Genomic DNA, 26,456 nt, shown 5'->3' with positions numbered 1-26,456 from the left:
CGTCACGTCACTCGTTCTCGGCGTACGAGGCGGTGAACTCCTCGATGATGGTGTCGAGGCCCTGCCCGCCCAGCTTCTCGATCGCCTCCTCGTAGCCGTCCATGTCGAGCTGGCCGACCATGTACTTGTTGTACGCGTCGTTCGCGCCCTGCAGGATCGTCGTCCAGCTCCGGTCGTACTCGTCGGACGACAGCGGCAGTGCGATGTTGATCACGGCGAACTCGGTGTTCTCCGCCATCTTCTCGTTGCCCTCGTCGACATACGGGGTCGTGCTCTTGAAGGTCACGACGGTGTCGGACGGGCGGGAGGACGAGTACGGCTGCACCTCCTGCTCCCACTTCGTCTGGTCGATGATGGTGAGGACGTCGTCGGCGTCGACCGTGTAGTGCTCGCCCTCGATGCCGTTGGTCATCGCGATGAACGGCTCCTCGTCCAGCAGCTTGTCGATGAACGCGAGGATGGACGTGAGCTCCGCCTCATCCTTCACCTGCGTCTTCGACATCGCGAACCAGCCGCCGAAGCCGCCGTTGGTGTCCGACAAGATGCGGCGCGGCACATCCTCGAACGTCATGTCGTTGATCAGCGCCCATGCCATGGGCGAGTCCGGGTTGGCGCTCTTGGCGATGTTCATGTAGTTCCGCGCCTCGAAGAGGCCCGTCACCACGATGCCGCCCTTGCCCTGTGCGATGGCGTCCTGCTGGTTGGACTTCTGCATGGTCACGAACTCACCGTTGACCGCGCCCTGCTCGTAGAGGTCTCGGTACCACTCCATCGCCTCTTTGAACGCGTCCGTCTGGAAGGACGGGACCACTTGGTCATCGTCGTCGAGTTCGAAGACGTTCCCCGCACCGAAGTAGCCCGCCAGTGACTTGAAGCCGACCTGGAAGCTCTCCGCGCGATCGATGAACCCGGTGGTGTCGTTCACGCCGTTGCCATCGGGGTCGTCGTTGGTGAAGGCGAGAGCGACCTCGGACAGCTCCTCGATGGTGTGCGGTGCATCCAGTCCGAGGTTGTCGAGCCAGTCCTGCCGCACGAGGACTCCGTAGCGGGCCACCGGCTTCTGGATGGGCACGCCGTACAGCTTTCCGCCGACACGTGCCGAGGCGATCGTCTGCTCGTTGATCTCGGCGAGGTTCGGGTAATCCTCGAGATACTGCTCGACGTCCCAGAACTGCCCGGACTTCATGGCCTGACGCACCGCGGTGTTGGCCGGGTTGTTCAGGACGGTGATGTCGGCCAGCGAGTCCGACGCCAGCGCGGCACTCATCTTGTCGTCGGACGAGGCGGCCGGCACCCACTGGAAGTCCACCTCGGTGCCGGTGTACTCCTCGAGCGCTGCATGGACGGGACCACCGGCCTCCGGTGTCGTCGGCGTGTGCAGCACCGTCATCCAGGTGAGGCTGTCCGGCGTCCCGCTGGTGCCGCCGCTCGCGGTCGGTTCGTCTCCCGAACCGCCGCATCCGGTCAGCGCCAGCGATACGACGGCGACGGAAGCGACGGCGATCCCGAGCCTGGTGTGGTGCCTCATTGTGATGTTCCTCTCGCAAGGTGGATGTGGACGCGCGAGGTCTCGCGTGCCCGGGGGGATGAGGTCTGGGTCGCCGCAGTCGCGGCGGGCGCGGCATCCGCCGCTGCGCTGTCCGCGCTCGCGGCCTCGGCGGACAACCGGCCGAAGACGATCCGGGTGACGTACCCGGCGGCGGTCGCTGGGATGCCGACGCCGAAGAGAACAAGCAGCGGCGCGCCGAACGCAGCGAGCAGCCAGACGACCCCGGCGACGGCGGCACCGGCGACGATCGTCCAGTGGAGGGAACCGAAGCCGATGAGCGCCGCGGCGGCGATCTGGCGGTGGATGCCGCGCACATCGGTCGCGGCCATCACGGGGAACACGTACGAGGCGATGATCGCGATGATCACGAGTGCGAGCACGTTGGCGAACCGGAGGGTCCAGGTGGAGGCGGTGAAGATGTTCGTGATGACGATGGCAGCGGCCGCGAGCAGGATCCACCCCATCGCGGTGGCCCGCCAGTACTGTGCGCGCAGGAGCGCGATGAACGTCCGGGTCACCGGCGGGGTCTCGCCGAGCCGGAACCAGCGGTCGATGTATGCGGCGAGGGCGAAAGAAGCGGGGCCGATGCCGAAGATCACGAGCCCTAGCGCCGTCGCGGCGATCCAGAGCAGGTTCAGGTAGGCGATGCGATAGACGCCGCGAAGGAACATGCTGATGCGGACGAAGCCCTCGAAGGAGAACATCAGAAGACCCCCTCTTCGCCGAACCGCTTGGCAAGCCGGTTGGCGGCGATGACGAGGATCAGTCCGACAAGGCCCTTGAACAGGCCGACGGCCGTGGCGTAGCTCAGCTGCCCGTTCTGGATGCCGGCCGTGTAGACGTACGTGTCGAAGATCTCGCCGACCTCGCGGTTGAGGGAGTTGAGCATCAGGAACATGTGCTCGAAGCCGAGCTCGAGGAAGTCGCCGATCGCAAGGACGAACATCACGATGATGGTTGGCCGGATGGCGGGCAGGGTGATGTGCCAGCTCTGTCGCCAGCGTCCCGCGCCGTCGATCTCGGAGGCCTCGTACAGCTGCATGTCGACCGCCGTCATCGCCGCGAGGTAGATGATCGTGCCCCAGCCGGCAGTCTTCCAGATTTCCTGCATGACGTAGAGCGGGCGGAGCCAGGCGGGGTCGGTGAGGAAGGGAATCGGCTCCAGGCCCCACGAGACGAGGAGGTTGTTCACGCCTCCGCCGTCCGTGGTCAGCAGGACGTAGAACAGCGACACCACGATCACCCACGACATGAAGTGCGGGAGGTAGATCACCGTCTGGATGCTCCGCTGGAACAGCTTGAGGCGCAGCTCGTTCAGCATCAGCGCGAGGATGATGGGCACCGGGAACGAGAAGATCAGCAGCAGCAGCGAGAGGATGATCGTGTTCGTCATCAGGAGCGGGAAGGCGTCTTGGGTGAAGAACCGGATGAAGTGCTCGAATCCCACCCAGGGACTGCCGAAGATGCCCAGGAACGCCGAGTAGTCCTGGAAGGCGATCACCAGTCCGCCCATCGGCACGTACTTGAAGACGAGGAAGTACACGATGCCGGGCAACGCCATCAGATACAGCGCCCGATGTCGCCAGATGTGCTGCCACCAGGTTCGCTTCCGCTCCGCCGGGGGGAGGGACTGGACGACTTCCGTCTGCACGTGAGGCGATGCCTCGAGCGCCGTCATGAGTGCGTCCGCATCTTCGCCAGAACCATGCGCATCGGTATGTCACTTCCTGTGCTCGTCGTCGAGTTCGGGGTGGGCCTCGGGAAAACGCTTGTCGAGTAACCGGTTTCTGACCCTAGCACGGCACTTCGTCGTCGACAACAGGCGTCGAGAGACGACGCTTCACGGCGTCCACAGCCACCCGTCCGGCAGCGCAGCGGGGCCACGGGCCACTCGAATCGACGGCGGACATCGCTGCGTCGCTGGTGACGGTGCCGAGCCGTATCGGGTGATCGGGTAATGTGGCTTCACGCCGGAAACGGCCGCGGGCAGCGGCCGTTTTCCGTATGTGAAGGACGGTGGAGAGGTGTCCCAGGCGATCGACGCCCTCGCCGAGATCTTCTCGTGGATCGGGTTCGGCGTGGGCGCACTGCTCGCCGGGGTCGCGCTGATCATGTACCTGTTCGACGGCACGTGGGTGCCGGTGCGAGCCGTCGTCGAGTCATCGGCCCACGGCCGTCTGGTCCGCTGGTTCGATGAGGACGGCGGCGTGGGGGAGGCGCACCTCACCCATGAGCAGGAGCACCACATCGGCGACGCCGACATGGCCGACATCTTCGTCCGTCGCGGATCCCTCAACCGGATGCGGTTGACGCAGGGCTCGCCGGCGGTGCGGGCCGTCGCGCTCCTTGCCGGCGGGATGCTCGCACTCGGCGTGGTCGCACTGGTGACCTCGCTCGTGATGCTCTTCGCCCGCGGCTGAGCGCTCGGGCGTCCCGGCGGCCGCCTATGCGACGGCGAGCATGCCTCCGGCGGTGACGGCCAGACCGAGGCCTACCCACTGGATCGCGGCGACGCGCTCTCGCAGGACGATCGCGGCCAGCAGGATCGTGCCGGCGGGGTACAGCGCTGTGAGCGCCGAGACCACCGCGAGGTCGCCGATGCGCAGCGCGATCAGCAGGAGCGCGTTGGCGGCGGCATCCGCGATCCCGCATACGGCGGCGAGCGTCCACGCCCGCCGTGCCGTCATCGTCATGCCTCCCGGCTCCGCCGCGTGCTCCAGATCGGCGTGTCCGCTCGGCATCGCCCCGAGCGGCGGACCTGCGACGGCGAGCACGGAGCGCGCCGATGCGCCGCGGCGCATCGCCATGAGGGAGAGGATGCCGACCACGGCCATCGTGACGACGCTGCTCGTGGCGCGGCCGGTCACGAGGGGCACGAGGCCGCTGTCGGCGGAGGTCTGGTCGACGATGATGAGGAAGGCGCCGATCGCGAGTCCGGCGCCGACCGCCATTGCGAGTCCACGGGGGTTCGGCCGCACGATCTTCTCGCCCGGGATGAAGCCGACCAGGACGACGGCGACCAGGGCCACCGCCAGCCCGGCGTAGCCTATGGGCGCCAGCGCATCGCCCTTGACGAGCAGACCCCACAGCATCGGGGCGATCGCCGAGACGACCGCGGTGAGCGGCGACAGGATGCTCATCGGTCCGATCGCGAGACAGGCGTACAGCAGGGCGATGGCGACGACGCCGACGATGCCGGCGAGGACGCCCCACCCGACGTCCGCGGCCGTCCATACGCCGCCCACCAGCGGCTGCACGAGCGCGAGCGCGACGAGTCCTGACAGAGCCGCCGCGGCGGTGACGACGATGGAGCGCAGCCGCCGCGCGGCCAGGCCGCCGAGGAAGTCGGCGGAGCCGTAGATGACGGCGCCGACGAGGGCGAGGGCGGCGGAGAGCATCGCGACCCAGCATAGGAGGCGTGCCGAGACCCTCGGGGGGCATCCGGATTCCGTTTCACGAAACGCAGTTCGCTAGATAAGCTAGCGATATGTCCTCGCCTCACCACGCGAACCGCCGCCCCTCCGGGTGGCTGCGCATCGGCATCCCCGCCCTGCTCGTGCTGATCTGGCTCGCGGCAGGATCCATCGGCGGACCCTACTTCGGCAAGGTCGACGAGGTGTCGACCAACGACCGGTCCAGCTTCCTGCCAGAGGGTGCCGACGCCACGCAGGTCAACGAGCGGCTGGCCGACTTCCTCGGCGAGGACAGCATCCCCGCTGTCGTGGTCGTCACCGGCGACGGCGAACTGTCGGAGGAGGACGTCGCCGACGTCCAGGCGCTGGCCGATGACATCGCCGGCATCGAGGGCGTGCAGGAGGATGTCTCGCCGCCGATCCTGTCGGAGGACGGCGAGGCGGTGCAGATCTTCGTCCCGATCGATGCCTCCGGCGAGGTGGGCGAGACGGTGGAGGCCATCCGGACCCTGGTGGCCGACGAGCTTCCGGACGGCTTCGAGGCGTGGGTCACCGGGCCGGCCGGCTTCACGGCGGACCTCGTCGAGGGCTTCCTCGGCATCGACGGACTTCTGCTCGGCGTGGCGCTGATCGCGGTGTTCCTGATCCTCGTGATCGTCTACCGTTCGCCGCTGCTGCCGGTCCTCGTGCTCCTGACGTCGCTCTTCGCCCTCTGCGCGGCGCTGCTCACCGTGTGGTGGCTCGCCTTCGCCGGCATCGTCGTGCTCAACGGGCAGGTGCAGGGCATCCTCTTCATCCTCGTCATCGGCGCCGCGACGGACTACGCGCTGCTGTACGTCGCCCGATTCCGAGAATCCATCGCGACCGGCGCGTCGAAATGGGACGCGACGCTCTCGGCGTGGCGCGGAGCGTTCGAGCCGATCCTCGCGTCCGGCGGCACCGTGATCGCGGGCCTGTTGTGTCTGCTGCTCTCGGACCTCGCGACCAACCGCGCCCTCGGACCGATTGCGTCCATCGGCATCGCGTTCTCCGTGCTCTCCGCGCTGACGTTCCTGCCGGCGCTCCTGGCGCTCTGCGGCCGGGCGGCCTTCTGGCCCTTCATCCCGAAGCAGCCGCTCGCCATGATCCCCGACGATCTGACGCAGCCGGTCAAGGGCGTGTGGCCGCGACAGGCGCGGTTCGTGGCGCGCAATGCCCGCGTCGTGTGGATCGCGTGCACGATCGTCCTGCTCGCCGGCGCGATCGGCATCACGCAGCTCAAGGCGGACGGCGTGCCCACGAGCGACCTCGTGCTCGGAGCGTCCGAGGCCCGCGACGGCCAGGAGGTGCTCGCCGAGCACTTCCCGGCGGGGTCGGGATCGCCGGCGTACGTGATCATTCCCGAAGAGAACCTCGCCGGCACGGTCGAGGTGCTCGAGGCGTCGGACGGCATCGAATCGGTGGCCGTCGCCTCTGAGGACTCCCCGACCGGACAGGCCGCCGTCGAGGTCCAAGACGGCGAGCCGGTGCTCACGGCGGTCGGCCCGCCCGGCACGCCTGCTCCCGAGGCGACCGTCGCCGACGGCGACGTCCTCGTCGTCGGGACGCTCACGGATGCCGCCGACTCGCTCGCCGCTGAGGACACCGTCCGGCAGCTCCGCGCGGATCTCGACGACACGCTCGGCGCGGGGACCGCGGTCGTCGGCGGCGAGACGGCGACCGACATCGACACCAACGACACGTCGACGCGCGACCGGACCGTCATCATCCCGGTCATCCTGCTGGTGATCCTGCTGATCCTCATGCTGCTGCTGCGGTCGATCCTGGCGCCGGTGCTGCTCATCGCGACGGTGATCCTGTCGTTCGCGACGGCGCTCGGTGTGAGCGCGCTCGTGTTCAACGAGGTGTTCGGGTTCCCCGGCGCCGATCCCGCGGTACCGCTGTACGGGTTCGTCTTCCTGGTGGCGCTCGGTGTGGACTACAACATCTTCCTGATGTCGCGCGTGCGCGAGGAGTCCCTCGTGCACGGCACCAGGCCCGGCATCCTGCGGGGTCTGGTCGCGACCGGCGGCGTCATCACCTCGGCGGGTCTGGTGCTGGCGGCGACCTTCGCGGCTCTCGGTGTCATTCCGATCCTGTTCCTGGTGCAGCTCGCCTTCATCGTGGCCTTCGGCGTGCTGCTCGACACCTTCGTCGTACGGTCTCTTCTCGTGCCGGCGCTGTCGTACGACATCGGCCGGGCGATCTGGTGGCCGTCGAAGCTGGCGAGACGCGACGGGGCAGCATCGGCCGGCCGCGACCCCGGCTCTTCCGAGGGCTCTCCCGCTGAGCCGGTCGACGAGCCCCTGCCCGCGGAGCCGGAGGCCGCGCTTGTCGCAGACGACGGACACCCCCTCACTCGCGAGGAGTACAGGCGTACGCTCGAATCATGACCAAGGCGCTGTTCATCGTCGATGTCCAGAACGACTTCACCGAGGGCGGTGCGCTCGGCGTGGAGGGCGGGGATGCCGTCGCGCAGCGCATCACGGAGTACCTGGTCACGCACGCCGAGGAGTACGCCGTGATCGTGGCCTCGCGCGACTGGCATCACGGCGAGGGCGACAACGGTGGGCACTTCAGCGCAGAACCCGACTTCGTCGATACGTGGCCGGTGCACTGCGTGGGCGGCACCGAGGGCGCGGAGTACGACGCCGGCCTCGACACCTCGGCGGTGACGCACCACGTCAAGAAGGGCCAGGGCGCGCCGGCATACTCGCTGTTCGAGGGCACCACCGACGACGGTGTCACCGTGGCGCACCTGCTCGAAGAGCACGGGGTGGTGGACGTCGACGTCGCGGGCATCGCGACGGACTACTGCGTGCGCGCGTCGGCCCTCGACGCCATCGAGCACGGGCGGCACGTGCGGATCCTCACCGACCTCGTCGCGGGCGTCGCGCCGGAATCGAGCGACGCCGCACTGGCCGAGCTCGCGCACGCCGGAGCCGAGCTGAGCCACTCCGGTCTCTCCGGCGGTGATTGAGCCCGCAGGCACGCCACCGACGGCCGAGGGCGTCCGCGCGGCGCTCGAGGCCGCGGCATCCGCTGAAGAGCGGGCCAAGACCCAGCGGCGCATGGCAGATGCGCGCACCGAGGTGATCGGCGTGCGCATGGGCACTGTCTTCGACATCGCGAAGACGAATGCACGGATGCCGCTGGCCGAGGTCGACCGGCTCCTCGACGCGGATGCCTACGAGATGCGGATGGTGGCGGTCTCGATCCTCGACTTCCAGGCGCGCACGAAGGACGCCGACCGCGCCGCTCTGTACGAGCTCTGGATGCGGCGGATGGACCGCATCGACGCCTGGGACTTCATCGACCGGGCCGCTCCCCGCGTGCTGGGCGGGTATCTGCTCGACCGGCCGCGGGATGTGCTGTTCGACCTCGCGCGCTCTGATGACTGGCCGCGGCGTCGTACGGCGATCACCGCGGCGTTCTGGATCATCCGCGCGCGCGACCTCGAGGACCCTCTCGCGCTTTGCGAAATCCTCGCGGACGACCCGGAGCACCTGGTGCAGACGAACGTCGGCGTGGCGCTGCGCGAGATCGGGCGGGTCGATCGTGCGCGCCTGGAGGAATTCCTCGCGCGTCGCAGCGCCGATCTCAGCGCGCACGCGCGACGCACGGCGCGCACCGCACTCACCTGACGCCCGCGACCCGCTAGCGTCTGTCCTGTGACCGACATCCGCCCGCTCGCCACCGGCGACCACGACGCATGGCTGCCGCTCTGGCGCGGCTACCTGGAGTTCTACGAGTCCGAGCTCTCCGACGAGCAGACCGAGCTGACATGGAACCGCCTCCTCGATCCCCAGTTCCCGATCCACGGCGCGATCGCAATCGACGGCCGGGGCCACGCGGTCGGACTCGTCCACTGGCTGACGCATGCGGCCACGTGGTCCGCGACACCGTACGTCTACCTCGAAGACCTCTTCGTCGCCCCCGATACCCGCGGCACGGGTGCGGGTCGAGCACTCATCGACCACGTGACCGAGTGGGCGCACACGCACGATGCGGCGAAGGTCTACTGGCTCACGCATGAGACGAACGGGACGGCCCGCACGCTCTACGACCGGGTGGCGAGCCACACCGGGTTCGTGCACTACGAGATAGGACTGAACCGATGATGACGACCGACGCCGCGCCCGCCGAGCGCTCCACCGGCGACATGGTCGCCACACTGCTGCTGATCGGGTTCTCGGTCGGCGCCGCGGTGGTGTTGTTCTTCGTCTCGCTCGCCTGGGCCATCGGCAGCTACGACAACACGCTCGCCATCGTGCTGGGCGGCTACATGCCGCTTGCTCTCGCGGTCATCGGGGGAGTTGCAGGCATCATCGCGCTCTCGCGCAAGCACACGGCGTTCTGGTATCCGCTGATCGCGCTCGTGCTGAGCATCGTGGTCTGGCTCATCGCCGCCGCGATCGCCCGCTGAAGGGGAGATGGCGGGGGAACGCAGCCGCAGGCGGCACTTCGACGCTGTGAGTGGGCCCCGTGGGGCTCGAACCCACGACCCGCGGATTAAAAGTCCGATGCTCTACCGACTGAGCTAGAGGCCCTCGGATACCAGCCTACTTGCCGACAGGTGTGGTTCCGTTCTCAGGCTCAGCCCTTCCCATTCCCGTTCCCGCGCCCGCTGTTGCCGTTGCCGTTTCCGTTGCCGTTGTTGTTCCCTGGGCCGCTGTTGTCGTTGACGTCGCCTCCGCCGCCGGTGTCTGCCGGCGGCACGTCCTCGGCCGGGAGCTGCTCAGCGGGCACGTTCGCCGGCGCATCCTCGACCGGAGCCTCCTCCGTCGGTACCGGCGGAGCCTGCTCCTCTGCGGGGGGAGTGGATGCGGGGTCCGGTTCTGGGGACCAGCTGTTCGCGAGCAGCAGCGACCCGAGCGCGAGTCCGAGCACCAGCAGCGCCGCGATGACAGCACCGATCACCAGGACTCGACGGGAGGGTCGGCGCTGCTCGTCCGGAACGGATGGGACGACCACAGCCGCGCTGTCCGTGCTGGCGGAAGCTCCCGAGGCGAGCGCGGCCATGCGCGCATCGCGGCGGAGCGCGCCGCGCTCGACCGGGCCTGGGGGATGAGCCACGAGCGTCGGCCCGGGAAAGACCTGGGTAGGGCCGGTGACGGGCGCCGCGACGGGCGCCGTCGCGGGGTCGGCCCGCTCGCGGGCGATGGTGTTCTCCATCGCCGCCAGGCGGGACGCCGCCGTCACGACCTCGAGCGCGGTGGGTCGGTCGTCCGGGCGGATCGCGGTCATCCCGCGCAGCAGACCCTGCCACGACGGGTGGAGCGACTCCGGGATCTCGGGCGCCGACGTCAGACGTGCCACGACGGTTCCGATGCCTTCGGCATCGCCGAACGGGCGTTCGCCGGTCAGCGCCTCGATGAGCAGGAGACCGAACGCGTAGATGTCGGCGGCCGGCGCCGGCGGCACACCTCGCGCCTGCTCCGGAGCGACGTACGCCATCGTGCCGACGATCACTCCGGGGGTCGTCACGCGCGCCGTGTCTATCAAGTAGGCGATGCCGAAGTCCGCGAGCTTCGCCCGCCACTCCCATCCCGGCCGCGGAGATGACCACAGGAGCACGTTCGAGGGCTTGATGTCGCGATGCACGACCCCGTGCTCGTGCGCGACGTGCAGCCCCTCCGCGATGTCGATCGCGATCGATGCGACGATCCGCGGATCGACAGGCCCGCGCGCGATGAGATCGCGCAGGGTGATGCCGTCGACGTGCTCCATGACCAGATAGCTGGGCTCACCCGTGCCCACGCGGGCATCGAACACGGTGACCAGGGAATGGTGACTCAGAGAGGCGAGGAGCGTCGTCTCCGACAGCGCACGCTCGACGGAGTCGATGCCGTCGGTGGGCTCTCGGAACACCTTCACCGCCACCGAGCGCTGGAGGTGGGTGTCTTCGGCGCGATAGACGCGCGCCATTCCACCCTCGCCGATCCGCTCATGCAGGACGTAGCGATCGTCCAAGATCTCGCCGGTGGACAACTCCGCCGACTCGCGCAGGTCTGTCACGTCTCCTCCCACCCGGTGTCCGCACCCCTCCGGCACAACCCCAGGCCGAGGATAAGGCTAGACAGCACAACTGATCAGGCCCACACCCTTGACTCTCCCGCGACCGCGTGCATGTGGACACCACGAGACCGCCGGCGACCTCGCTTCGCCGGCGGCCTCGTGCCCCCCTGCGTGCCGGCCGAAGCCGGCGTCGGTCACTGTGCCGGAGGCATCAGGACCGAGTCGATGAGATACACGGTGGCGTTGGCCGTCTGCACGCCGCCGCAGATCACGTTCGCGTCGTTGACCATCCAGGCGTCGCCGCTGCCTGTCACCTCGAGATCGGCGCCCTGCACGGTGGTGTGCATGCCGGCGATGTCGGCGGGCTCGATCCGGCCGGGCACCACGTGGTAGGTGAGGATCGACGTCAGCGTCGCGGTGTCGGTCTTGAGCGACTCGATCGTGGCGGGGTCGATCGCCGCGAACGCTTCGTCGACCGGCGCGAAGACCGTGAACTCGTCACCGTTGAGAGTGTCGACGAGGTCCACCTCAGGGTTCAGCTGGGCGCTCACCGCAGCGGTGAGGGTCGTCAGCATCGGATTGTTGGATGCCGCCACCGCGACCGGGTCCGCCGACATGCCCTCGATCGAGCCGGCGCCGTCCGGCACGGCCTCGGCGTAGGCGGCGCAGCCCGGGCCGACGAGGTCTGCGGCGGGGTCGGCCGCCATCGGCTCCTCGCTCGATTCCATGGCGGGTGCGGACGGTTCGGTGGAAGGTTCGGCGGCCGAGCCGCCCATCGAACAGGCGGACAGCGCGAAGGTCGCGGCGACGGCGAGAGCGAGCCCGGCCGACAGACGCTTCCTGGTGATGCGAGACATGTCTTCCTCCTCCATGCGGTCGTGCGACCGCGGTCTGGTGGCCCCCGGTGCGGGGAGCGTGCCGCAGGAGCGGCTACACGGACTGTTCGGAGGGCTCGCCGGAACGGATTGGAAGAATCGGATGCCGATCCCGAGCACGCCCGCATGACACTCGTCCGACCAATCCGAACCGGGCTCCGGAGCGAACAACCCGCAACACCTAGGGGGACGCATGGAGCTCGTCATCATCGGTCTGCTCGGCGGACTCATCACGGGGATCTCGCCGTGCATCCTGCCGGTGCTGCCGGTCATCTTCCTGACCGGGGGCGCGCAGTCCGCCCGGCTCGACGACGCGGCAGGCCGCGCGGCGCCCGTGTCGCGATGGCGGCCCTATCTCGTGATCGCGGGTCTCATCACGAGCTTCACCCTCGTGACGCTGCTCGGCTCCCTCGTGCTCGGAGCACTCGGGCTTCCCCAGGACGTGCTGCGCTGGGCGGGTATCGCCGTGCTCGTGCTCATCGGCATCGGGCTGCTCGTGCCGCGATTCGAGCAGCTGCTCGAGAAGCCTTTCCAGAAGCTCGCTCGTCGCTCGGAGGTGCAGAACCGGGGAAGCGGGTACGGCGTGGGGCTCGCATTGGGAACCGTCTTCGTGCCGTGCGCGGGACCGGTGCTCGCGGCGATCATCGTCGCCGGATCCACGGGACGCATCGACGCCGGCACGGTCGTGCTGACGGTCTCGTTCGCGGTGGGGGTCGCCATCCCGCTCCTGTTCTTCGCACTGGCGGGCCGTGGGCTCGTCGAGCGCATCCGCGCGTTCCGCAAGCGCGAGCGCGGCCTGCGCGTCGCCGCGGGCGTCGCGATGCTCGCCCTCGCCGTGGGCCTCGTCTTCAACGTGCCGCAGGCGCTGCAGCGCCTCGTGCCCGACTACACCGCAGGCGTCCAGCGGGAGCTCACCGACAACCCCGAGGCCCGGCGGGCGCTCGACCTCGGCGGTCTCGTCACCGACGAGAATCGCGAGCTCGACCAGTGCACGAACGGCGCGTCCGAGCTCGAGTCGTGCGGTACGGCGCCGAGCATCCGCGGCATCGAGGCGTGGCTGAACACGCAGGGCGGCGCGGCGCTCGACCTCGAAGACCTTCGCGGCCAGGTCGTCCTGATCGACTTCTGGGCGTACTCCTGCATCAACTGTCAGCGCAGCATCCCGCACGTCGTCGCGTGGGACCAGGCGTACCGCGACGCGGGGCTGCAGGTGATCGGCATCCACTCTCCCGAGTACGCGTTCGAGAAGGATGCCGGCAACGTCGCCGCCGGCGCGCGCGACTTCGGCATCACCTACCCGGTGGCCCTCGACAACAGCCTGTCGACGTGGACGAACTACCGGAACCGCTATTGGCCCGCGCACTATCTGATCGACGCGGACGGCACGGTCCGGCACATCGCGCTCGGCGAGGGCAACTACGCCGCGACCGAGAAGCTCATCCGCGAGCTGCTGGAGGATGCCGATCCCGGTGTGGCGCTGCCCGATCCGACCGACGTCGCCGATGACACTCCGGACGCCGGCACCCGCACGCGCGAGACGTTCCTCGGGTCGGCGAAGGACGTCAACTACGGCGGTGAGCCCGTGTATCGGGCGGGCGAATCCGAGTACCGGCTGCCCGACGACCAGCCGGCCGATTCGTTCGCCCTGGACGGCGCGTGGCGGGTCGAGACGCAGTACGCGGCTCCGTCGGGGACCGCGGGCGGCGGCATCCGTCTGCAGTTCCATGCCGAGGAGGTGCGCATGGTGCTCGCCGGCGAGGGGGAGGTGCGCGTGCGCCTGGACAACGGCCGCGAGCAGACCCTGGCCGTGTCGGGGACGCCGCGTTCGTATGCCGTGGCGGAGACCGACGATGCGGCCGCGCACGTGCTCGACGTGCGCGTCTCGCCGGGAGTCGACGTCTACTCGTTCACGTTCGGGACACCGGGTGCGATCAGGTCCCGGGGAGGTGACGTAAGGCATGCTGGTGGACATGGTGATCGACGGGATCGACGTGCCGGAGGACGGCACGGAGCCGGTCGACCGCATCGGAGAGCTGCTGCTGCGGGTGGCGGCCGGCGATCAGGCGGCCTTCGCGCGCGTCTACGACCTGCTCTCGCCGCGCGTCTTCGGTCTGATCCTGCGGGTGCTCGTCGACCGGGCGCAGAGCGAGGAGGTGCTGCAGGAGGTCTTCCTCGAGGTGTGGCAATCCGCGTCGCGGTTCGCTCCGAACAGAGGTCAGGGGAGATCGTGGGTGCTCACGATCGCGCACCGCCGGGCTGTGGACCGTGTGCGGGCCTCGCAGTCGAGCACGGATCGCGACGTGCGCGCGGGATTCCGCGACCTCGGGGTAGCCCATGACGAGGTGGCGGAACAGGTCGAGCTGCGCATCGAGGGGGAGAGGGTGGCGACCGCGCTGTCGGCACTGCCGGACGCCCAGAAGGAAGCGCTGACCCTCGCGTATTACGGGGGCTACAGTCAGAGCGAGATCGCGGCCCTGGTGGGAGCGCCGCTGGGGACGATCAAGACGAGGATGCGGGACGGTCTGTCCCGCCTGAGAGCAGAGATGGGGGTGACCGCGTGATGAACGAGGAGGAGTTCGCCGAGCTCGCCGCAGGCGCTGCGCTGAACGCGCTGTCGCCCGCCGACCGCGAGGCGTTCGAGGCTGCGCGCCGCCGGCACCCCGAGTGGGAGGAGCGAGTGGACGCGGATGCCGCGACCGCCGCCGCCCTCGCCGACACCGTCGCCGATGCCGTGCCCCCGCTGACGCTGCGGTCCACGCTGCTGTCGCGGGTCGCCGCGACCCCTCAGCTGCCTGCCATGGACGCGTCCGCCGCCGCGGTCGCCGAACCGGTCACCGCGTGGTCCGAGAGCAGCGATCGGCCGGCCTCTGAGCCGCCGCCCGCCACCGCGGTCATCCAGGCCGTCTCCCGGCGTCGCTGGACCCGCGGCATCGTCGCGCTCGCGGCATCGTTGGTGCTGCTCGTCGCGCTGGGGCTCGGCGCGGCCATGATCAACGACTACCTGTACCGGCCGGCCGAGGTCGTCGCGCTACAGCAGATCGAGGATGCCCCCGACGCGCAGTCGGCCACGGTCGAGGTCACCGACGGCGGCACCGCGACCGCGCACTGGTCGGAATCGCTCGGCACGGTCGTGCTCGTCTCGCAAGGGCTCCCGCAGATCGCCGACGACGAGAGCTTCGAGCTGTGGTTCGTACGCGACGGAGGCGCTGTCTCGGCGGGCACTTTCGACTCCGCTGAGGGCGAGGCGACGGCACTGCTCGACGGTGCGCTGGAGCCGGGCGATGTCATCGCGGTGACGATCGAGCCGCAGGGCGGGTCGCCTACCGGCGAGCCGTCGACGGTTCCGATCGTCACGATCCCGACGGCGTGAACCTGATCCGAGGCGCGCGCAGTCGTCACCCCGGTAGCGTGAAGTCCGTGGTTTCCGCTCCGCAGACGACCCAGACGCTCGCACACCTGCGCCGCGCGCGCGACCTCATCGACCGCGACTACGCCCAGCCACTCGACGTGCCGACGATGGCGACCCGGGCCCTGATGTCGCCCGCGCACTTCTCCCGGGAGTTCAAGGCCGCCTACGGCGAGACGCCGTACGCGTACCTCATGACGCGGCGCATCGAGCGGGCGATGGCGCTGCTCCGCGAGGGTGTCTCGGTGACGGATGCCTGCACTGCCGTCGGTGCGACATCGCTCGGCTCGTTCAGCTCGACGTTCTCCGAGATCGTGGGGGAGACCCCGAGCTCATACCGCTCGCGCCCGCACGATGCCGCCGAGGCCATGCCGCTGTGCGTCGCGAAGATCCTCACGCGGCCGACCCGGTACGTCTGACGCGGAGCGGCTCGGCGCAGTGCCCGGCTCGCCGCTCGTGAACCGAGCAGGATCGGAGAAGCGCGGGTTCGCGAGGGATCGTAGCGTGGCATGCATGACGAACATCGCCCTGGCATACAGCCCCATCACCGTCGACGACGTCGACGCCGCCATCCCCTTCTACCGCGACGGTCTCGGCCTCGAGGTCGTCAACGACGTCTCGTACGACGGTCACCGCTGGGTGAGCTTCGGCTTCCCCGGCCAGCCCGGCCTCTCGCTCGTGGTGTCGGATCCGTCTGCGGGCCGTTCGCCCGACGACGGCGAGGCGCTCCAGCGTCTGATCGTGAAGGGTTCCGGCCCCGGACCCTACGTCTTCACGACCAGCGACCTCGACGCGACGTTCGAGAAGCTGCGCGCCTTCGGCGCGGAGGTGCTCCAGGAGCCCAAGGAGCAGGGGTGGGGTCCGCGCGACTGCGCCTTCCGCGACCTCGCCGGCAACCACATCCGCATCAACCAGGTCTGAGCGCCGGGTCATGTGCCTGCCCTGGGCGGCCGCGATGCAGCGCGAGCCGGTTCTCGTGGCGGCGAGTAGCCTGGACCGAATGAGCGATTCGTCCAGGGAGTTCCACAAGCCCGTCCGGCGCCCGGCCGAGGTCTTCGACCGGGCGTTCGCTGCCGAGGACCCGGCTGAGGTCTCGCGCGTCGCGCACACCACCGCGCACGCCCTGCTCGCCAGGGTCCGCGCCGACCCTGACGGCCGCGTCGTCGACCGGCTCGTCTCGTTCACCGACGAGAACGGCATCGACGACCTCGCCGAGCTGTGGTCGCGTTCGCCCGCGAAGACGCTGCCCGGCGCGCTGTGGCGGCTGTACCTCGTGCAGCTCATGATCCACGACGACCCGCGCACGGCCGCGCTCCTGTACGAGCGCGGCCGTGCCGAGCTCGCCTCCGTCGACGACGTCGTGGCCGGCGCGCCGTCGCCCGCCGGTCCCGACGAGCTCGTCGCCCTGGTCGACACCATCCTGCGCGGGCTCTTCGAGGGCGACTTCGCGGTGGCCCTCGACCGCGCCGCGGCGTTCTGCCGCGTCCAGGCATCGGGCGCGACACACCTCGCAGACGACTACGAGACGACCGAACCCGAGCGCGCGTCGGCGTTCACCACGCGGGCGCTGCGCCTCTCGGACTATGGCGCCGACCTGTCGGCCTGCGCAGCCCTCTGGCGCCGCGACGCCCTGACCTGAGATCCGCTGGCGCTTCGCTCACAGCCCTGGCGGTGAGACTGCAGCCGGCTGCCGAGACTGCGGGTGAAACCCACGGTCTCGGCGGTCAGTTGAGGTCTCACGGAGCACGGCGCGAAGGAAGCGCCCGGACGAATGCCGGGTACGAAAGTGCCGGGCCGCAGAACGCCTCTCGGCGCGGCGCCGCTCGTAGCGGCAAAAGTTGGAGCCCGGGGTTACTGCGGCCCGGCCGATCCAGTGTAACCGAGACGAGGGGCCGGGCATTCCCGAGCACTTAGGCTCGGGGACATGGCATTGCTCTTCGCGCTCGTCATCGACCCCGCGGCATCCGATGATCCTCGGTCCGATTTCGCCGGCACGTTCCGGGTCATCGACCCGTCGGCGCCGGCCCTGAGCGTCGGCGAGCTGAGCACGCAGCGCGGCGACGGCATCTTCGAGTCGATCGGGGTCGTCGACGGCCACGCGCAGGAGACGCAGGCCCACCTCGAGCGGCTCGCACACTCCGCGCGCATCTGCGACCTGGCCGCTCCGCACCTCGAGCAGTGGCGCCAGGCCGTCGACGCCGCCGCGCAGCACGCGCCGCGCCAGGGCGAGGGCGTCATCAAGCTCATCCTGAGCCGCGGCGTCGAGCACGGCCCCGCACCGACGGCGTGGGTGACGGTGGCTGCCGCCGCCGACAACACCGCCGTGCGCGAGCACGGCATCCGGGTCGTCACGCTCGATCGCGGCTACGGCATCGACACCCCTGCGAAGGCGCCGTGGCTGCTGCTCGGCGCGAAGACCCTGTCGTACGCGGTCAACATGGCTGCGATCCGCGAGGCCAAGCGCCGAGGGGCCGACGACGCCGTCTTCGTCACCTCGGACGGCTTCGTGCTCGAGGCGCCCACCGCCTCTCTCATCCTCCGCATCGACGGCCGCTTCGTCACGCCCGCGCCGAACGGCGGCATCCTCCACGGCACGACGCAGCTGAGCCTCTTCGCCCACCTCGAGGAGGAGGGGCACGAGACCGGTTACGCCACGCTGCCGACGAGCGCGCTGACGGACGCGGATGCCGCGTGGCTGGTGTCGAGCGTGCGACTGGCGGCGCCCATCACAGCCATCGACGGCGCCGCGGTGCCGAAGGATGCCGAGCTCACGGCATCCTTCAACCGCTACCTGCTGAGCCCGCGCGACTGAGCCCGACCGACTGAGTCCGCCTGCACGACTGAGCCGACCGACGACGAAGCCCCCGCCGATCGGCGAGGGCTTCGTGCAGCGATCGGGCGGTTCAGCCGAATCGACCGGAGACGTAGTCCTCGGTCGCCTGCACCGACGGAGTCGTGAAGATCGAGCGCGTGTCGTTGTACTCGATGAGCTTGCCGGGCTTGCCGGTGCCCGCGATGTTGAAGAACGCCGTCTTGTCGCTCACCCGTGACGCCTGCTGCATGTTGTGCGTCACGATGACGACCGTGTAGTCGTTCTTGAGTTCGCCGATCAGCTCCTCGATCGCGTAGGTCGAGATCGGGTCGAGGGCGGAGCAGGGCTCGTCCATGAGGATCACCTCGGGCGAGACCGCGATGGCGCGTGCGATGCACAGACGCTGCTGCTGGCCGCCCGACAGGCCCGATCCGGGCTTGTCGAGGCGGTCCTTGACCTCGTTCCACAGGTTCGCGCCACGCAGCGACTTCTCGACGAGAGCATCCGAGTCGGACTTCGACATCTTCTTGTTGTTGAGCTTGACCCCCGCCAGCACGTTCTCCTTGATCGACATCGTGGGGAACGGGTTGGGGCGCTGGAAGACCATGCCGACCTGGCGGCGCACGAGCACCGGGTCGACGTTCGCGCCGTAGAGGTTGTTGCCGTCCAGGAGCACCTCGCCCTCCACGCGCGCGCCGGGGATCACTTCGTGCATGCGGTTGAGCGTGCGCAGGAACGTCGACTTGCCGCAGCCCGACGGGCCGATGAAGGCGGTGACGCTGCGCGGCTCGATGCCGAGGGAGACGCCTTCGACGGCCTTGAAGTCGCCGTAGTAGACGTTGAGGTCGTTGACTTCGATGCTCTTGGACATGATTCCTGTCAGTGCTTTCGGGTGGAGGCTGCCTCAGCGGCCCAGCTTGGGGGAGAACACCTTCGCGACGAGGCGCGCGATGAGGTTGAGGAGCATCACGATGACGATGAGGACGAGAGCGCACGCCCACGCGCGGTCGATGTAGGCCTGGGCGGGGATGCCCTGGTTCATGTACTGCGAGTAGGCCATGACCGGCAGCGTCATCATGCGGCCCTCGAAGAGGTTGTAGTTCATCGACGTCGCGACGCCCGCCGTGAGAAGCAGCGGGGCGGTCTCGCCGATCACGCGGGAGATCGAGAGCATGACGCCCGTGGTGATGCCGGCGAGCGAGGTCGGCAGGACGATCTTCGCGATCGTGCGCCACTTGGGCACGCCGAGCGCGTACGACGCTTCGCGGAGCTCGTTGGGCACGAGGCGCAGCATCTCCTCCGTCGAACGCACGACCACCGGGATCATCAGCACCGCCAGTGCGACCGAGCCCATGATGCCCATGCGGATGCCAGGCCCGAGGAACAGCGCGAACAGGGCGTACGCGAACAGACCGGCGACGATCGACGGGATGCCGGTCATGACGTCCACGAGGAACGTGATGCCGCGGCTCAGGCGTCCGCCCTGCCCGTACTCGACGAGGTAGATGGCGGTGAAGATGCCGATCGGGATCGAGATCACGGCGGCTGCGAACGTGATGAGGACGGTGCCGACGATCGCGTGGAGCGCGCCGCCGCCTTCGCCCACGACGTTGCGCATCGAGGAGGTGAAGAACTCGGCCGAGATGCCGGCGACGCCGTTGACGACGACCGTGATCGCCACCGAGACCAGCGGGACCATGGCGATGAGGAATGCGATCGTCACGACGCCGGTCACAAGGCGATCCATGCCCTTGCGGCCGCCCTCGACGAGGGACGACGTCGTCGTGATCAGCGCGAGGTACACCAGCGCCGCCACGACCGCCCAGCCGGCGACGTTGAAGCCGTCTCCGGAGCCCATCGCGACGATCGCGAAGAGGATGGCGCTGATGACGAGGCTGCCGACGAGGATGGCCCATGGCGCCCAGGAGGGGAGGTGGCCGCTGGTAAGCCGCGGGGTCTCGCGCACGGGCGCCGACTGCGGAGCCCGGGGTGGAGCGGTCGTCACGGTCATGTCAGTTCGCTCCCGAGAATTCCTTGCGGCGGCTGACGATCCATCGGGCGATGGCGTTGACCGCGAAGGTGACGATGAAGAGGATGAGGCCGGTGGCGATGAGGACGTTGATGTTGACGCCGTACGCCTCGGGGAAGGTCAGGGCGATGTTGGCGGGGATCGTGCCGGGGTTCTCGGCCGTGAACAGCTGGAAGGTCACCACGTTCGCGACGGAGAGCACCATGGCGACCGCCATCGTCTCGCCGAGCGCGCGGCCGAGGCCCAGCATCGAGGCCGAGACGATGCCGCTGCGGCCGAACGGGAAGACGGCCATCTTGATCATCTCCCACCGCGTGGCGCCGAGCGCCAGGGCCGCCTCCTCATGCAGGACCGGGGTCTGCAGGAAGATCTCGCGGCAGATGGCGGTGATGATCGGGACGACCATCACCGCGAGGACGATCGCGGCGGTGAAGATGGTGCGGCCGGTGCTGGAGACGGTGCCCGAGAAGAGCGGGAACCATCCCATGTTGGCGTTGAGCCATGCGTAGATCGGCTGGACGGCGGGGGCGAGCACGAGGATGCCCCACAGGCCGAAGACCACCGACGGAACGGCGGCGAGCAGGTCGACGATGTAGCCGAGCCCCTGCGCGAGTCGACGCGGTGCATAGTGCGAGATGAAGAGGGCGACCGAGACCGCCAGAGGGACGGCCATCAGAAGGGCCAGGAAGGAGGCCCACACGGTGCCGAAGGCGAGCGGCCAGACGTACTCCCAGAAGTTTCCCGAAAGGATGCTGGCGGTCTCCGACGTGGCGGTCAGACCGGGCACGGACTGGATGAGGAGGAAGATGGCGACCGCGGCCAGCGTGACGAGGATCATCACGCCGGCGCCGAGCGCGGTTCCCGAGAACCAGCGGTCGCCCGGCCGCTGCTTGACCTTGCCCGAGGCGGGGGCGGTCGTCGTGGTCATGGTGTCCTTCTGGATTCGGGTTCTCTCAGGGTGATACCCGGCCCGATCGCGAGGACCGGGCCGGGCATCGGGGTCTTACGGGGTGACGATCAGGTCGATCGCGGCGTTGACCTGCTCACGCAGGGAGTCCGAGATCGGCGCGCTGCCGGCGGCGGCAGCAGCGGCATCCTGGCCCTCAGCGCTGGCCACGTACTGCAGGTAGCCCTTGACGATCGGCGCCGCGGCCGCGTCGGCGTACTCCTGGCACGCGATCATGTAGCTCACGAGCACGATCGGGTAGACGCCCGCGACATCGGAGGTGCGGTTCAGCTCGATGGCGAGATCGCCCTCGCCGCGGCCCTCCTCGAACGGCGACTCGTCGACGATGGCGGCAGCCGCCTCCGGCGAGTACTCGACGAACTCGTCGCCGACCTTCACCGCAGCGGTCGAGAGGCCCTCCTCAGCGGCACGCGACGCGTCGGCGTAGCCGATGGTGCCGTTGCCGCCCGCGACGGCGGAGACGACACCCGAGGTGCCCTGGGCGGCCTCACCGCTGGACAGCGGCCACACGCCGTCGGCCTCGTTCGTCCACACGTCGCCGGCCGCCTGGTAGAGGTAGTCGGTGAAGTTCTCGGTGGTGCCCGAGTCGTCGGCGCGGTGCACCGGCGTCACGGCCAGGTCGGGGAAGGTCACGTCGGGGTTGAGAGCGGCGATCGCCGGGTCGTTCCAGTTCGTGATCGTGCCGGCGAACAGGCCGGCCATCGTCGCCGCGTCGAGGTTGAGCGAGTCGACGCCCTCGACGTTGAAGATGACGGCGATCGGCGAGATGTACGTCGGCAGCTCGATGATGCCCGACTCCTCGACGCAGCCGTCGAACGGACCGGCCTCGACCTCTTCGATCGTGAACGCGCGGTCGGAGCCCGCGAACGGGAAGGCGCCCGCCTGGAACGACTCGCGGCCGGCGCCGGAACCCGACGGGTCGTACGTGATCGTCACGTCGGGGTTGGCGGTCTGGAAGCCGGCGGTCCACGCCTGGACGGCGACCTCCTGAGCCGAGGAGCCGCCGCCGGCGATCTCGCCGGAGAGGTTCGACTCGGGTGCGTCGGTGGTCTCGCCCGAGGGGGTCTCGTTGGAGGCGCAGCCTGCGAGGGCGAGGGCCGCGATTGCGGCGACAGCGCCCACCTGGGCGATGCGAGAGATCTTCACTGTGTGAATCCTTCACGTGTCAGGGAAAGAGGCCCGGGAAGGCCTTCGGGTTCGAACCCGGTGCGGGGTTCGTTCTGAAACGTAGGCTCGGACTCTTAAGAGAGTGCGCTGCGCGGGTGAACGGAAGGTGAACGGGATGCCGACATCCATGCGCCGGCATCGAGGTCGCACGGCGTCCCGCCGCGGGAATCCGCGGCATCCGGTGGCTGCTGTTCACTCGCCCGGCTGGGGCGCGCGGGTCAGACCTTCGGGATGTGGGTCTCGATGGCGACGATGCCCGAGCCGGGATTGTCCACCGACATGTGCACGACCGAGAACGCCGCCGGCTCGAGCGCCGACGCGCTGCCGAGGTACGACCCGCGCAGTGTTCCCGTCGCGAGTGCGAGCTCACTGAGGATGTCGGGCAGCACCGGCCCATGGCTGCACAGCACGGAGGGCTTGCGGGCGCGGACGCGTTCGCCGACGACGGTGCGCGCGTCGGAGGTGCCTTCCTCCCACGCGTCCTGGCCGATCAACCCGGTGGTGTCGATCTTGCGACCGAGAGCGGCCGACAGCGGCGCAACCGTCTTGACGCAGCGCACCGCCGGGCTCGACACGATCTTGCGGACGCCGAACGCGACCAGCGGGCCGACGATCGAGTTCGCCTGCTTGCGGCCGCGCGCCGCGAGCGGACGCGCGGCATCGCTGCCGTCCCACTCCTCGCGGGCGACCGCCTTGGCGTGCCGCAGCGCGACGATGGGGAAGGTGCGCAGCACGCCCTCGTCGATCAGCCGGACGAAGTACTCCAGGATCTCGGCGTCGACGGGATAGCTGAGCCGGCGGAGGGCCTTCTTCGGCGAGACCCACTCGATCGCGGCGATCTCCTTGTTCGGGACGAACGCGGAGGTGCGGATCGCCGTCTCCGTCGCCTCCGCCGCCCAGTAGTGCACGATCTTGGTGCGCTTGCTGGGCAGCCGGTAGCGCGAGACGCCGACGGGCACGCCGAGAGCGACACGGATGCCCGTCTCTTCGTGGATCTCGCGGACGGCGGTCTCGGCGAGCATCTCGCCGGGGTCGACCTTGCCCTTGGGCAGCGTCACATCGCGATACTTCGTGCGGTGGATCAGGAGCACGCGCAGCTTGCCGTCGACGACACGCCAGACGACGCCCCCGGCCGCGTAGACGGCCGTCTCGGTCATCGCACCGCCCGTGCCCGCCGGCGGCGCTGCACGTTGATCATGGTCCGGTCCTGGAGGTCCAGGAGCAGCTTGCCGTCCTCGCCGACGTTGTGGCGCACCCATTCGCCGTCGGGTCCCAGATGCCACGAGCTGGTGGTGTCGCTCATGGACAGCGTGAAGAGGTCGTTGAGCTCCTTGACGTGGGCGGGCATCGACACGCGCACGAGCGCCTCGACCCGGCGGTCGAGGTTGCGGTGCATCATGTCGGCGCTGCCGATGTACACCACCGGGTCGCCATCGTTGTGGAACGCGAAGATGCGCGAGTGCTCCAGGTAGCGGCCGAGGATGGAGCGAACGGTGATGTTCTCGCTCATGCCCACCACGCCCGGTTTCAGCGAGCAGATGCCCCGCACCCACACCTCGACCTTCACGCCGGCCTGGCTGGCCCGGTACAACGCGTCGATGATCTGTTCGTCGACCATGGAGTTGACCTTGATGCGTACACTCGCGGACTTGCCGGCGAGCGCATTGCGGCGCTCCTTGTCGATGAGGCGCAGCAGGCCCTTGCGCAGGTGGAGCGGTGCGACCAGGAGGCGCTTGAACTTCTTCTCGATCGCGTAGCCGCTCAGCTCGTTGAAGAGGCGGGTGAGGTCGCGGCCCACGACGTCGTCAGCCGTGAACAGGCCGAAGTCCTCGTAGACGCGGCTGGTCTTCGGGTTGTAGTTGCCGGTGCCGACGTGGCTGTAGCTGCGCAGCACGCCGTTCTCCTCGCGGATCACGAGCGCCAGCTTGCAGTGGGTCTTCAGGCCCACCAGGCCGTACACGACGTGGACGCCCGCCTTCTCGAGCTTGCGCGCCCAGACGATGTTGTTCGCCTCGTCGAAGCGCGCCTTGATCTCGACGAGGGCCAGGACCTGCTTGCCGGCCTCGGCGGCGTCGATGAGCGCCTCCACGATGGGGCTGTCACCCGACGTGCGGTAGAGGGTCTGCTTGATGGCGAGGACGTGGGGGTCCTTCGCCGCCTGCTCGAGGAAGGCCTGCACGCTGGTCGCGAAGGACTCGTAGGGGTGGTGCACGAGCACGTCGCCCTTGCGGATGGACGCGAAGATGTCGGGCCGCTCGTTGTTGTCGCCGGGCTGGAAGGCGACCGCGGTCGTCGGCAGATGCGGCGTGAAGCGCAGGTCCGGGCGATCGATGCGCAGATCGAACAGGCCGCGCAGGTCGAGCGGACCGGGGAGGCGGTAGACCTCCTGCTCGGTGACGTCGAGCTCCTTGACGAGGAGGTCGAGCGTCACGTCGTCCATGTCGTCCGTGATCTCGAGCCGGATCGGCGGGCCGAAGCGGCGCCGCAGCAGCTCCGCCTCGAGCGCCTGGATGAGGTTCTCGGTCTCGTCCTCCTCGATCGCGACGTCCTCGTTGCGTGTGAGGCGGAACGCGTGGTGGTCCAGCACCTCCATGCCCGGGAACAGATCGTCGAGGTGGTTGGAGATGAGGTCTTCGAGCGGCAGGTAGCGCACCGTGCCCGCGGCGGCGGGCAGCTCGACGAACCGGGGGAGCATCGGCGGCACCTTCAGACGCGCGAACTCCTGACGACCGGTGCGGGCGCTGCGGATGCGGATCGCGAGGTTCAGCGACAGCCCGGAGATGTAGGGGAACGGGTGTGCGGGGTCGACCGCGAGTGGCATCAGGACGGGGAAGACCTGCGCCTGGAAGTAGTCGTAGAGCCGTGCGCGTTCGTCCTCGTCGAGGGTGTCGTACGAGACGATCTGGATGCCGGCGTCGGCGAGCGCCGGTTTGACGAGCGACGTCCACGCCTCGGCGTGACGCAGCTGCAGGCGGCGCACCTCCGCCGAGATGTCGGCGAGGACGTCCGCGGGGGAGCGGCCGATGTTCGTCGGGAGCGCCAGACCGGTGACGATGCGGCGCTTGAGGCCCGCGACGCGCACCATGAAGAACTCGTCGAGGTTGTTCGCGAAGATCGCCAGGAAGTTCGCCCGCTCCAGCGTGGGCAGGTTCGGATCCTCGGCGAGTTCGAGCACGCGCTGGTTGAAGGCGAGCCAGCTGAGCTCGCGGTCCAGGTAGCGATGGTCGGGAAGCTGCGAGTCGAAGACCTCCGAGAGGTCGAAGTCGTCGTCGTCCGCATCGCCCAGGCCGGCGTCGAGCACCTCGGGTTCGATCATCCCCTCATCATTGCAGGGTCACGTGACGAGAGTGTGAACGGGGTGACGGATGCCGCGGGTCGAGCCCGGTCGCCTACGCCTCGGTGCGCTCGCGAGGAGCGGGCTCGGGCTCGTCCTCGTACACGTTGAAGCGGTAGCCCACGTTGCGGACGGTGCCGATGAGCTGCTCCATGTCGCCGAGCTTGGCCCGCAGCCGCCGGACATGCACGTCCACCGTGCGGGTGCCGCCGAAGTAGTCGTAGCCCCAGACCTCGCTCAGCAGCTGCTCGCGCGTGAACACCCGTGACGGGTGCGTGGCGAAGAAGTGCAGGAGCTGGAACTCCTTGTAGGTGAGGTCGAGCGGCCGGCCGTGCACCTTCGCGGAGTACGACGACTCGTCGATCGTGATGCCCGACGTCTGGATGCGGGTCGACACCTGCTCGGCCGACTGGCGTCCGACCGCCAGCCGGATGCGCGCGTCCACCTCGGCCGGGCCCGCGGTGAAGAGGATCACGTCGTCGACGCCCCAGTCCGGCGAGACGGCGGTGAGACCGCCCTCCGTGACGATCAGCAGGAGCGGCGCATCCAGACCCGTCGTGTTGAGGATCTTGCACAGCGACTTCGCTCCGACGAGGTCCACACGGGCGTCGACGAAGATGATGTCGGCGCTGGGGGCGTTGACCAGCTGGGCGGGCTCGGCGGGGATCAGGCGCACGCGGTGGCTCAGCAACTCGAGCGAGGGCAGCACGGGGCCGCCTCCGTGAGTGGAACTGAGAACCAGGAGCTGTGCCAATGGATCGCCTTCCCGGCGCGTGGGGGCGCGCCGCGAACCCCAGTGTAGGGCGTGGCCGGGTTGCGGTTCGCTCTCATGACTTCGTGGACGCCGTCTGGACGCGTGCGCCGAGCG

The 26,456-nt window shown here is 69.1% G+C and carries 25 protein-coding genes, 1 tRNA gene and 1 pseudogene; 13 read left to right on the top strand and 14 right to left on the bottom strand.

The features are described from left to right. Positions 1-7: 7 nt before the first annotated feature. From ACI3KX_RS01305 to ACI3KX_RS01295, 3 genes are read right to left on the bottom strand one after another with little or no spacing between them, the layout of a single operon-like run. Complete coding sequence (locus tag ACI3KX_RS01305; RefSeq protein ID WP_404907226.1) at positions 8-1,528, bottom strand: extracellular solute-binding protein; 1,521 nt, start codon at positions 1,526-1,528, stop codon at positions 8-10. After that, complete coding sequence (locus tag ACI3KX_RS01300) at positions 1,525-2,253, bottom strand: DUF624 domain-containing protein (RefSeq protein ID WP_363353446.1); 729 nt, start codon at positions 2,251-2,253, stop codon at positions 1,525-1,527. Before ACI3KX_RS01300 ends, ACI3KX_RS01305 begins: the two co-directional genes overlap by 4 nt. Further along, positions 2,253-3,227 carry an ABC transporter permease gene (locus ACI3KX_RS01295; RefSeq protein WP_404907224.1) on the bottom strand — a complete coding sequence of 325 codons (975 nt, stop codon included), beginning with the start codon at positions 3,225-3,227 and terminating at the stop codon, positions 2,253-2,255. Before ACI3KX_RS01295 ends, ACI3KX_RS01300 begins: the two co-directional genes overlap by 1 nt. Positions 3,228-3,573: 346 nt before the next feature. Between ACI3KX_RS01295 and ACI3KX_RS01290 the strand changes: the two genes are divergently transcribed. After that, on the top strand, positions 3,574-3,969 hold the full coding sequence (locus ACI3KX_RS01290; RefSeq protein WP_363353442.1) for a hypothetical protein: 396 nt from the start codon (positions 3,574-3,576) through the stop codon (positions 3,967-3,969). A 24-nt stretch (positions 3,970-3,993) separates the two neighbouring features. Here ACI3KX_RS01290 and ACI3KX_RS01285 read toward each other — a convergent pair whose 3' ends face one another. Beyond that, the gene (locus tag ACI3KX_RS01285; protein WP_404907222.1) at positions 3,994-4,947 is read right to left on the bottom strand and encodes an EamA family transporter; all 954 of its coding nucleotides are present in this window, start codon (positions 4,945-4,947) and stop codon (positions 3,994-3,996) included. 89 nt (positions 4,948-5,036) lie between these two features. Between ACI3KX_RS01285 and ACI3KX_RS01280 the strand changes: the two genes are divergently transcribed. From ACI3KX_RS01280 to ACI3KX_RS01260, 5 genes are read left to right on the top strand one after another with little or no spacing between them, the layout of a single operon-like run. After that, entirely contained in the window at positions 5,037-7,373 is a 2,337-nt protein-coding gene (locus ACI3KX_RS01280) for an MMPL family transporter (protein ID WP_404907220.1), read from the top strand. Further along, the gene (locus ACI3KX_RS01275) at positions 7,370-7,960 is read left to right on the top strand and encodes an isochorismatase family protein (protein WP_404907218.1); all 591 of its coding nucleotides are present in this window, start codon (positions 7,370-7,372) and stop codon (positions 7,958-7,960) included. The genes ACI3KX_RS01280 and ACI3KX_RS01275 overlap by 4 nt, the downstream gene beginning before the upstream one ends. Continuing rightward, entirely contained in the window at positions 7,953-8,624 is a 672-nt protein-coding gene (locus tag ACI3KX_RS01270) for a DNA alkylation repair protein (RefSeq protein WP_404907216.1), read from the top strand. Before ACI3KX_RS01275 ends, ACI3KX_RS01270 begins: the two co-directional genes overlap by 8 nt. A 27-nt stretch (positions 8,625-8,651) precedes the next feature. Continuing rightward, a complete protein-coding gene (locus ACI3KX_RS01265; RefSeq protein WP_404907214.1) occupies positions 8,652-9,101 on the top strand; it encodes a GNAT family N-acetyltransferase in 450 nt (149 codons plus the stop codon). Continuing rightward, on the top strand, positions 9,098-9,406 hold the full coding sequence (locus tag ACI3KX_RS01260) for a hypothetical protein (protein WP_349428205.1): 309 nt from the start codon (positions 9,098-9,100) through the stop codon (positions 9,404-9,406). The genes ACI3KX_RS01265 and ACI3KX_RS01260 overlap by 4 nt, the downstream gene beginning before the upstream one ends. A 51-nt stretch (positions 9,407-9,457) precedes the next feature. Here ACI3KX_RS01260 and ACI3KX_RS01255 read toward each other — a convergent pair. The 3 genes from ACI3KX_RS01255 to ACI3KX_RS01245 all read right to left on the bottom strand — a co-directional run bounded on the left by ACI3KX_RS01255 (position 9,458) and on the right by ACI3KX_RS01245 (position 11,855). Further along, a tRNA-Lys gene (locus ACI3KX_RS01255) sits at positions 9,458-9,530 on the bottom strand. 46 nt (positions 9,531-9,576) lie between these two features. After that, entirely contained in the window at positions 9,577-10,998 is a 1,422-nt protein-coding gene (locus tag ACI3KX_RS01250) for a protein kinase domain-containing protein (protein WP_404907212.1), read from the bottom strand. Between the two features lie 194 nt (positions 10,999-11,192). Then, entirely contained in the window at positions 11,193-11,855 is a 663-nt protein-coding gene (locus ACI3KX_RS01245) for a fasciclin domain-containing protein (protein ID WP_363353427.1), read from the bottom strand. 211 nt (positions 11,856-12,066) lie between these two features. On the opposite strand from ACI3KX_RS01245, the pseudogene ACI3KX_RS01240 reads away from it, so the two are divergent. The 7 genes and pseudogenes from ACI3KX_RS01240 to ACI3KX_RS01210 form a co-directional block, all read left to right on the top strand. Continuing rightward, a pseudogene (locus tag ACI3KX_RS01240) lies at positions 12,067-13,779 on the top strand (cytochrome c biogenesis protein DipZ); the annotation flags it as partial. Between the two features lie 52 nt (positions 13,780-13,831). After that, positions 13,832-14,434, top strand: a complete 603-nt coding sequence (sigK, locus tag ACI3KX_RS01235) for an ECF RNA polymerase sigma factor SigK (RefSeq protein WP_363353423.1) — start codon at positions 13,832-13,834, stop codon at positions 14,432-14,434. Next, entirely contained in the window at positions 14,434-15,243 is an 810-nt protein-coding gene (locus ACI3KX_RS01230) for an anti-sigma factor (protein ID WP_363355707.1), read from the top strand. The genes sigK and ACI3KX_RS01230 overlap by 1 nt, the downstream gene beginning before the upstream one ends. A gap of 47 nt (positions 15,244-15,290) precedes the next feature. After that, entirely contained in the window at positions 15,291-15,698 is a 408-nt protein-coding gene (locus ACI3KX_RS01225; protein ID WP_349428198.1) for a helix-turn-helix transcriptional regulator, read from the top strand. A gap of 94 nt (positions 15,699-15,792) precedes the next feature. Next, positions 15,793-16,200, top strand: coding sequence for a VOC family protein (locus ACI3KX_RS01220; RefSeq protein ID WP_349428197.1), 408 nt, complete (start codon positions 15,793-15,795; stop codon positions 16,198-16,200). A 79-nt stretch (positions 16,201-16,279) separates the two neighbouring features. Then, positions 16,280-16,918, top strand: coding sequence for a DNA-directed RNA polymerase subunit beta (locus ACI3KX_RS01215; RefSeq protein ID WP_363353419.1), 639 nt, complete (start codon positions 16,280-16,282; stop codon positions 16,916-16,918). A 285-nt stretch (positions 16,919-17,203) separates the two neighbouring features. Continuing rightward, on the top strand, positions 17,204-18,091 hold the full coding sequence (locus ACI3KX_RS01210) for an aminodeoxychorismate lyase (RefSeq protein ID WP_404907209.1): 888 nt from the start codon (positions 17,204-17,206) through the stop codon (positions 18,089-18,091). Positions 18,092-18,182: 91 nt separating this feature from the next. On the opposite strand, the gene pstB is transcribed toward ACI3KX_RS01210, so the two are convergent. The 7 genes from pstB to ACI3KX_RS01175 form a co-directional block, all read right to left on the bottom strand. Then, positions 18,183-18,962 carry a phosphate ABC transporter ATP-binding protein PstB gene (gene pstB, locus ACI3KX_RS01205; protein WP_331912250.1) on the bottom strand — a complete coding sequence of 260 codons (780 nt, stop codon included), beginning with the start codon at positions 18,960-18,962 and terminating at the stop codon, positions 18,183-18,185. Positions 18,963-18,995: 33 nt separating this feature from the next. Further along, positions 18,996-20,102 carry a phosphate ABC transporter permease PstA gene (pstA, locus tag ACI3KX_RS01200; RefSeq protein ID WP_404907207.1) on the bottom strand — a complete coding sequence of 369 codons (1,107 nt, stop codon included), beginning with the start codon at positions 20,100-20,102 and terminating at the stop codon, positions 18,996-18,998. Position 20,103: 1 nt separating this feature from the next. Beyond that, positions 20,104-21,048, bottom strand: coding sequence for a phosphate ABC transporter permease subunit PstC (pstC, locus tag ACI3KX_RS01195; RefSeq protein WP_363353414.1), 945 nt, complete (start codon positions 21,046-21,048; stop codon positions 20,104-20,106). Positions 21,049-21,123: 75 nt separating this feature from the next. Then, on the bottom strand, positions 21,124-22,233 hold the full coding sequence (pstS, locus tag ACI3KX_RS01190; protein WP_349428191.1) for a phosphate ABC transporter substrate-binding protein PstS: 1,110 nt from the start codon (positions 22,231-22,233) through the stop codon (positions 21,124-21,126). A gap of 239 nt (positions 22,234-22,472) precedes the next feature. Continuing rightward, a complete protein-coding gene (locus ACI3KX_RS01185) occupies positions 22,473-23,411 on the bottom strand; it encodes an NUDIX domain-containing protein (protein WP_363353412.1) in 939 nt (312 codons plus the stop codon). Continuing rightward, positions 23,408-25,570, bottom strand: a complete 2,163-nt coding sequence (locus ACI3KX_RS01180) for an RNA degradosome polyphosphate kinase (protein ID WP_404907205.1) — start codon at positions 25,568-25,570, stop codon at positions 23,408-23,410. The genes ACI3KX_RS01185 and ACI3KX_RS01180 overlap by 4 nt, the downstream gene beginning before the upstream one ends. A gap of 73 nt (positions 25,571-25,643) precedes the next feature. After that, positions 25,644-26,342 carry a response regulator transcription factor gene (locus ACI3KX_RS01175; protein WP_159842741.1) on the bottom strand — a complete coding sequence of 233 codons (699 nt, stop codon included), beginning with the start codon at positions 26,340-26,342 and terminating at the stop codon, positions 25,644-25,646. Positions 26,343-26,456: the final 114 nt, after the last annotated feature.

Origin of the sequence: Microbacterium sp. ZW CA_36, assembly GCF_044987475.1 — a bacterium.
Lineage (GTDB): Bacteria > Actinomycetota > Actinomycetes > Actinomycetales > Microbacteriaceae > Microbacterium.
The sequence above is the reverse complement of the archived record's forward strand: the minus strand, read 5'-3'. Positions and strand labels throughout refer to the sequence as shown.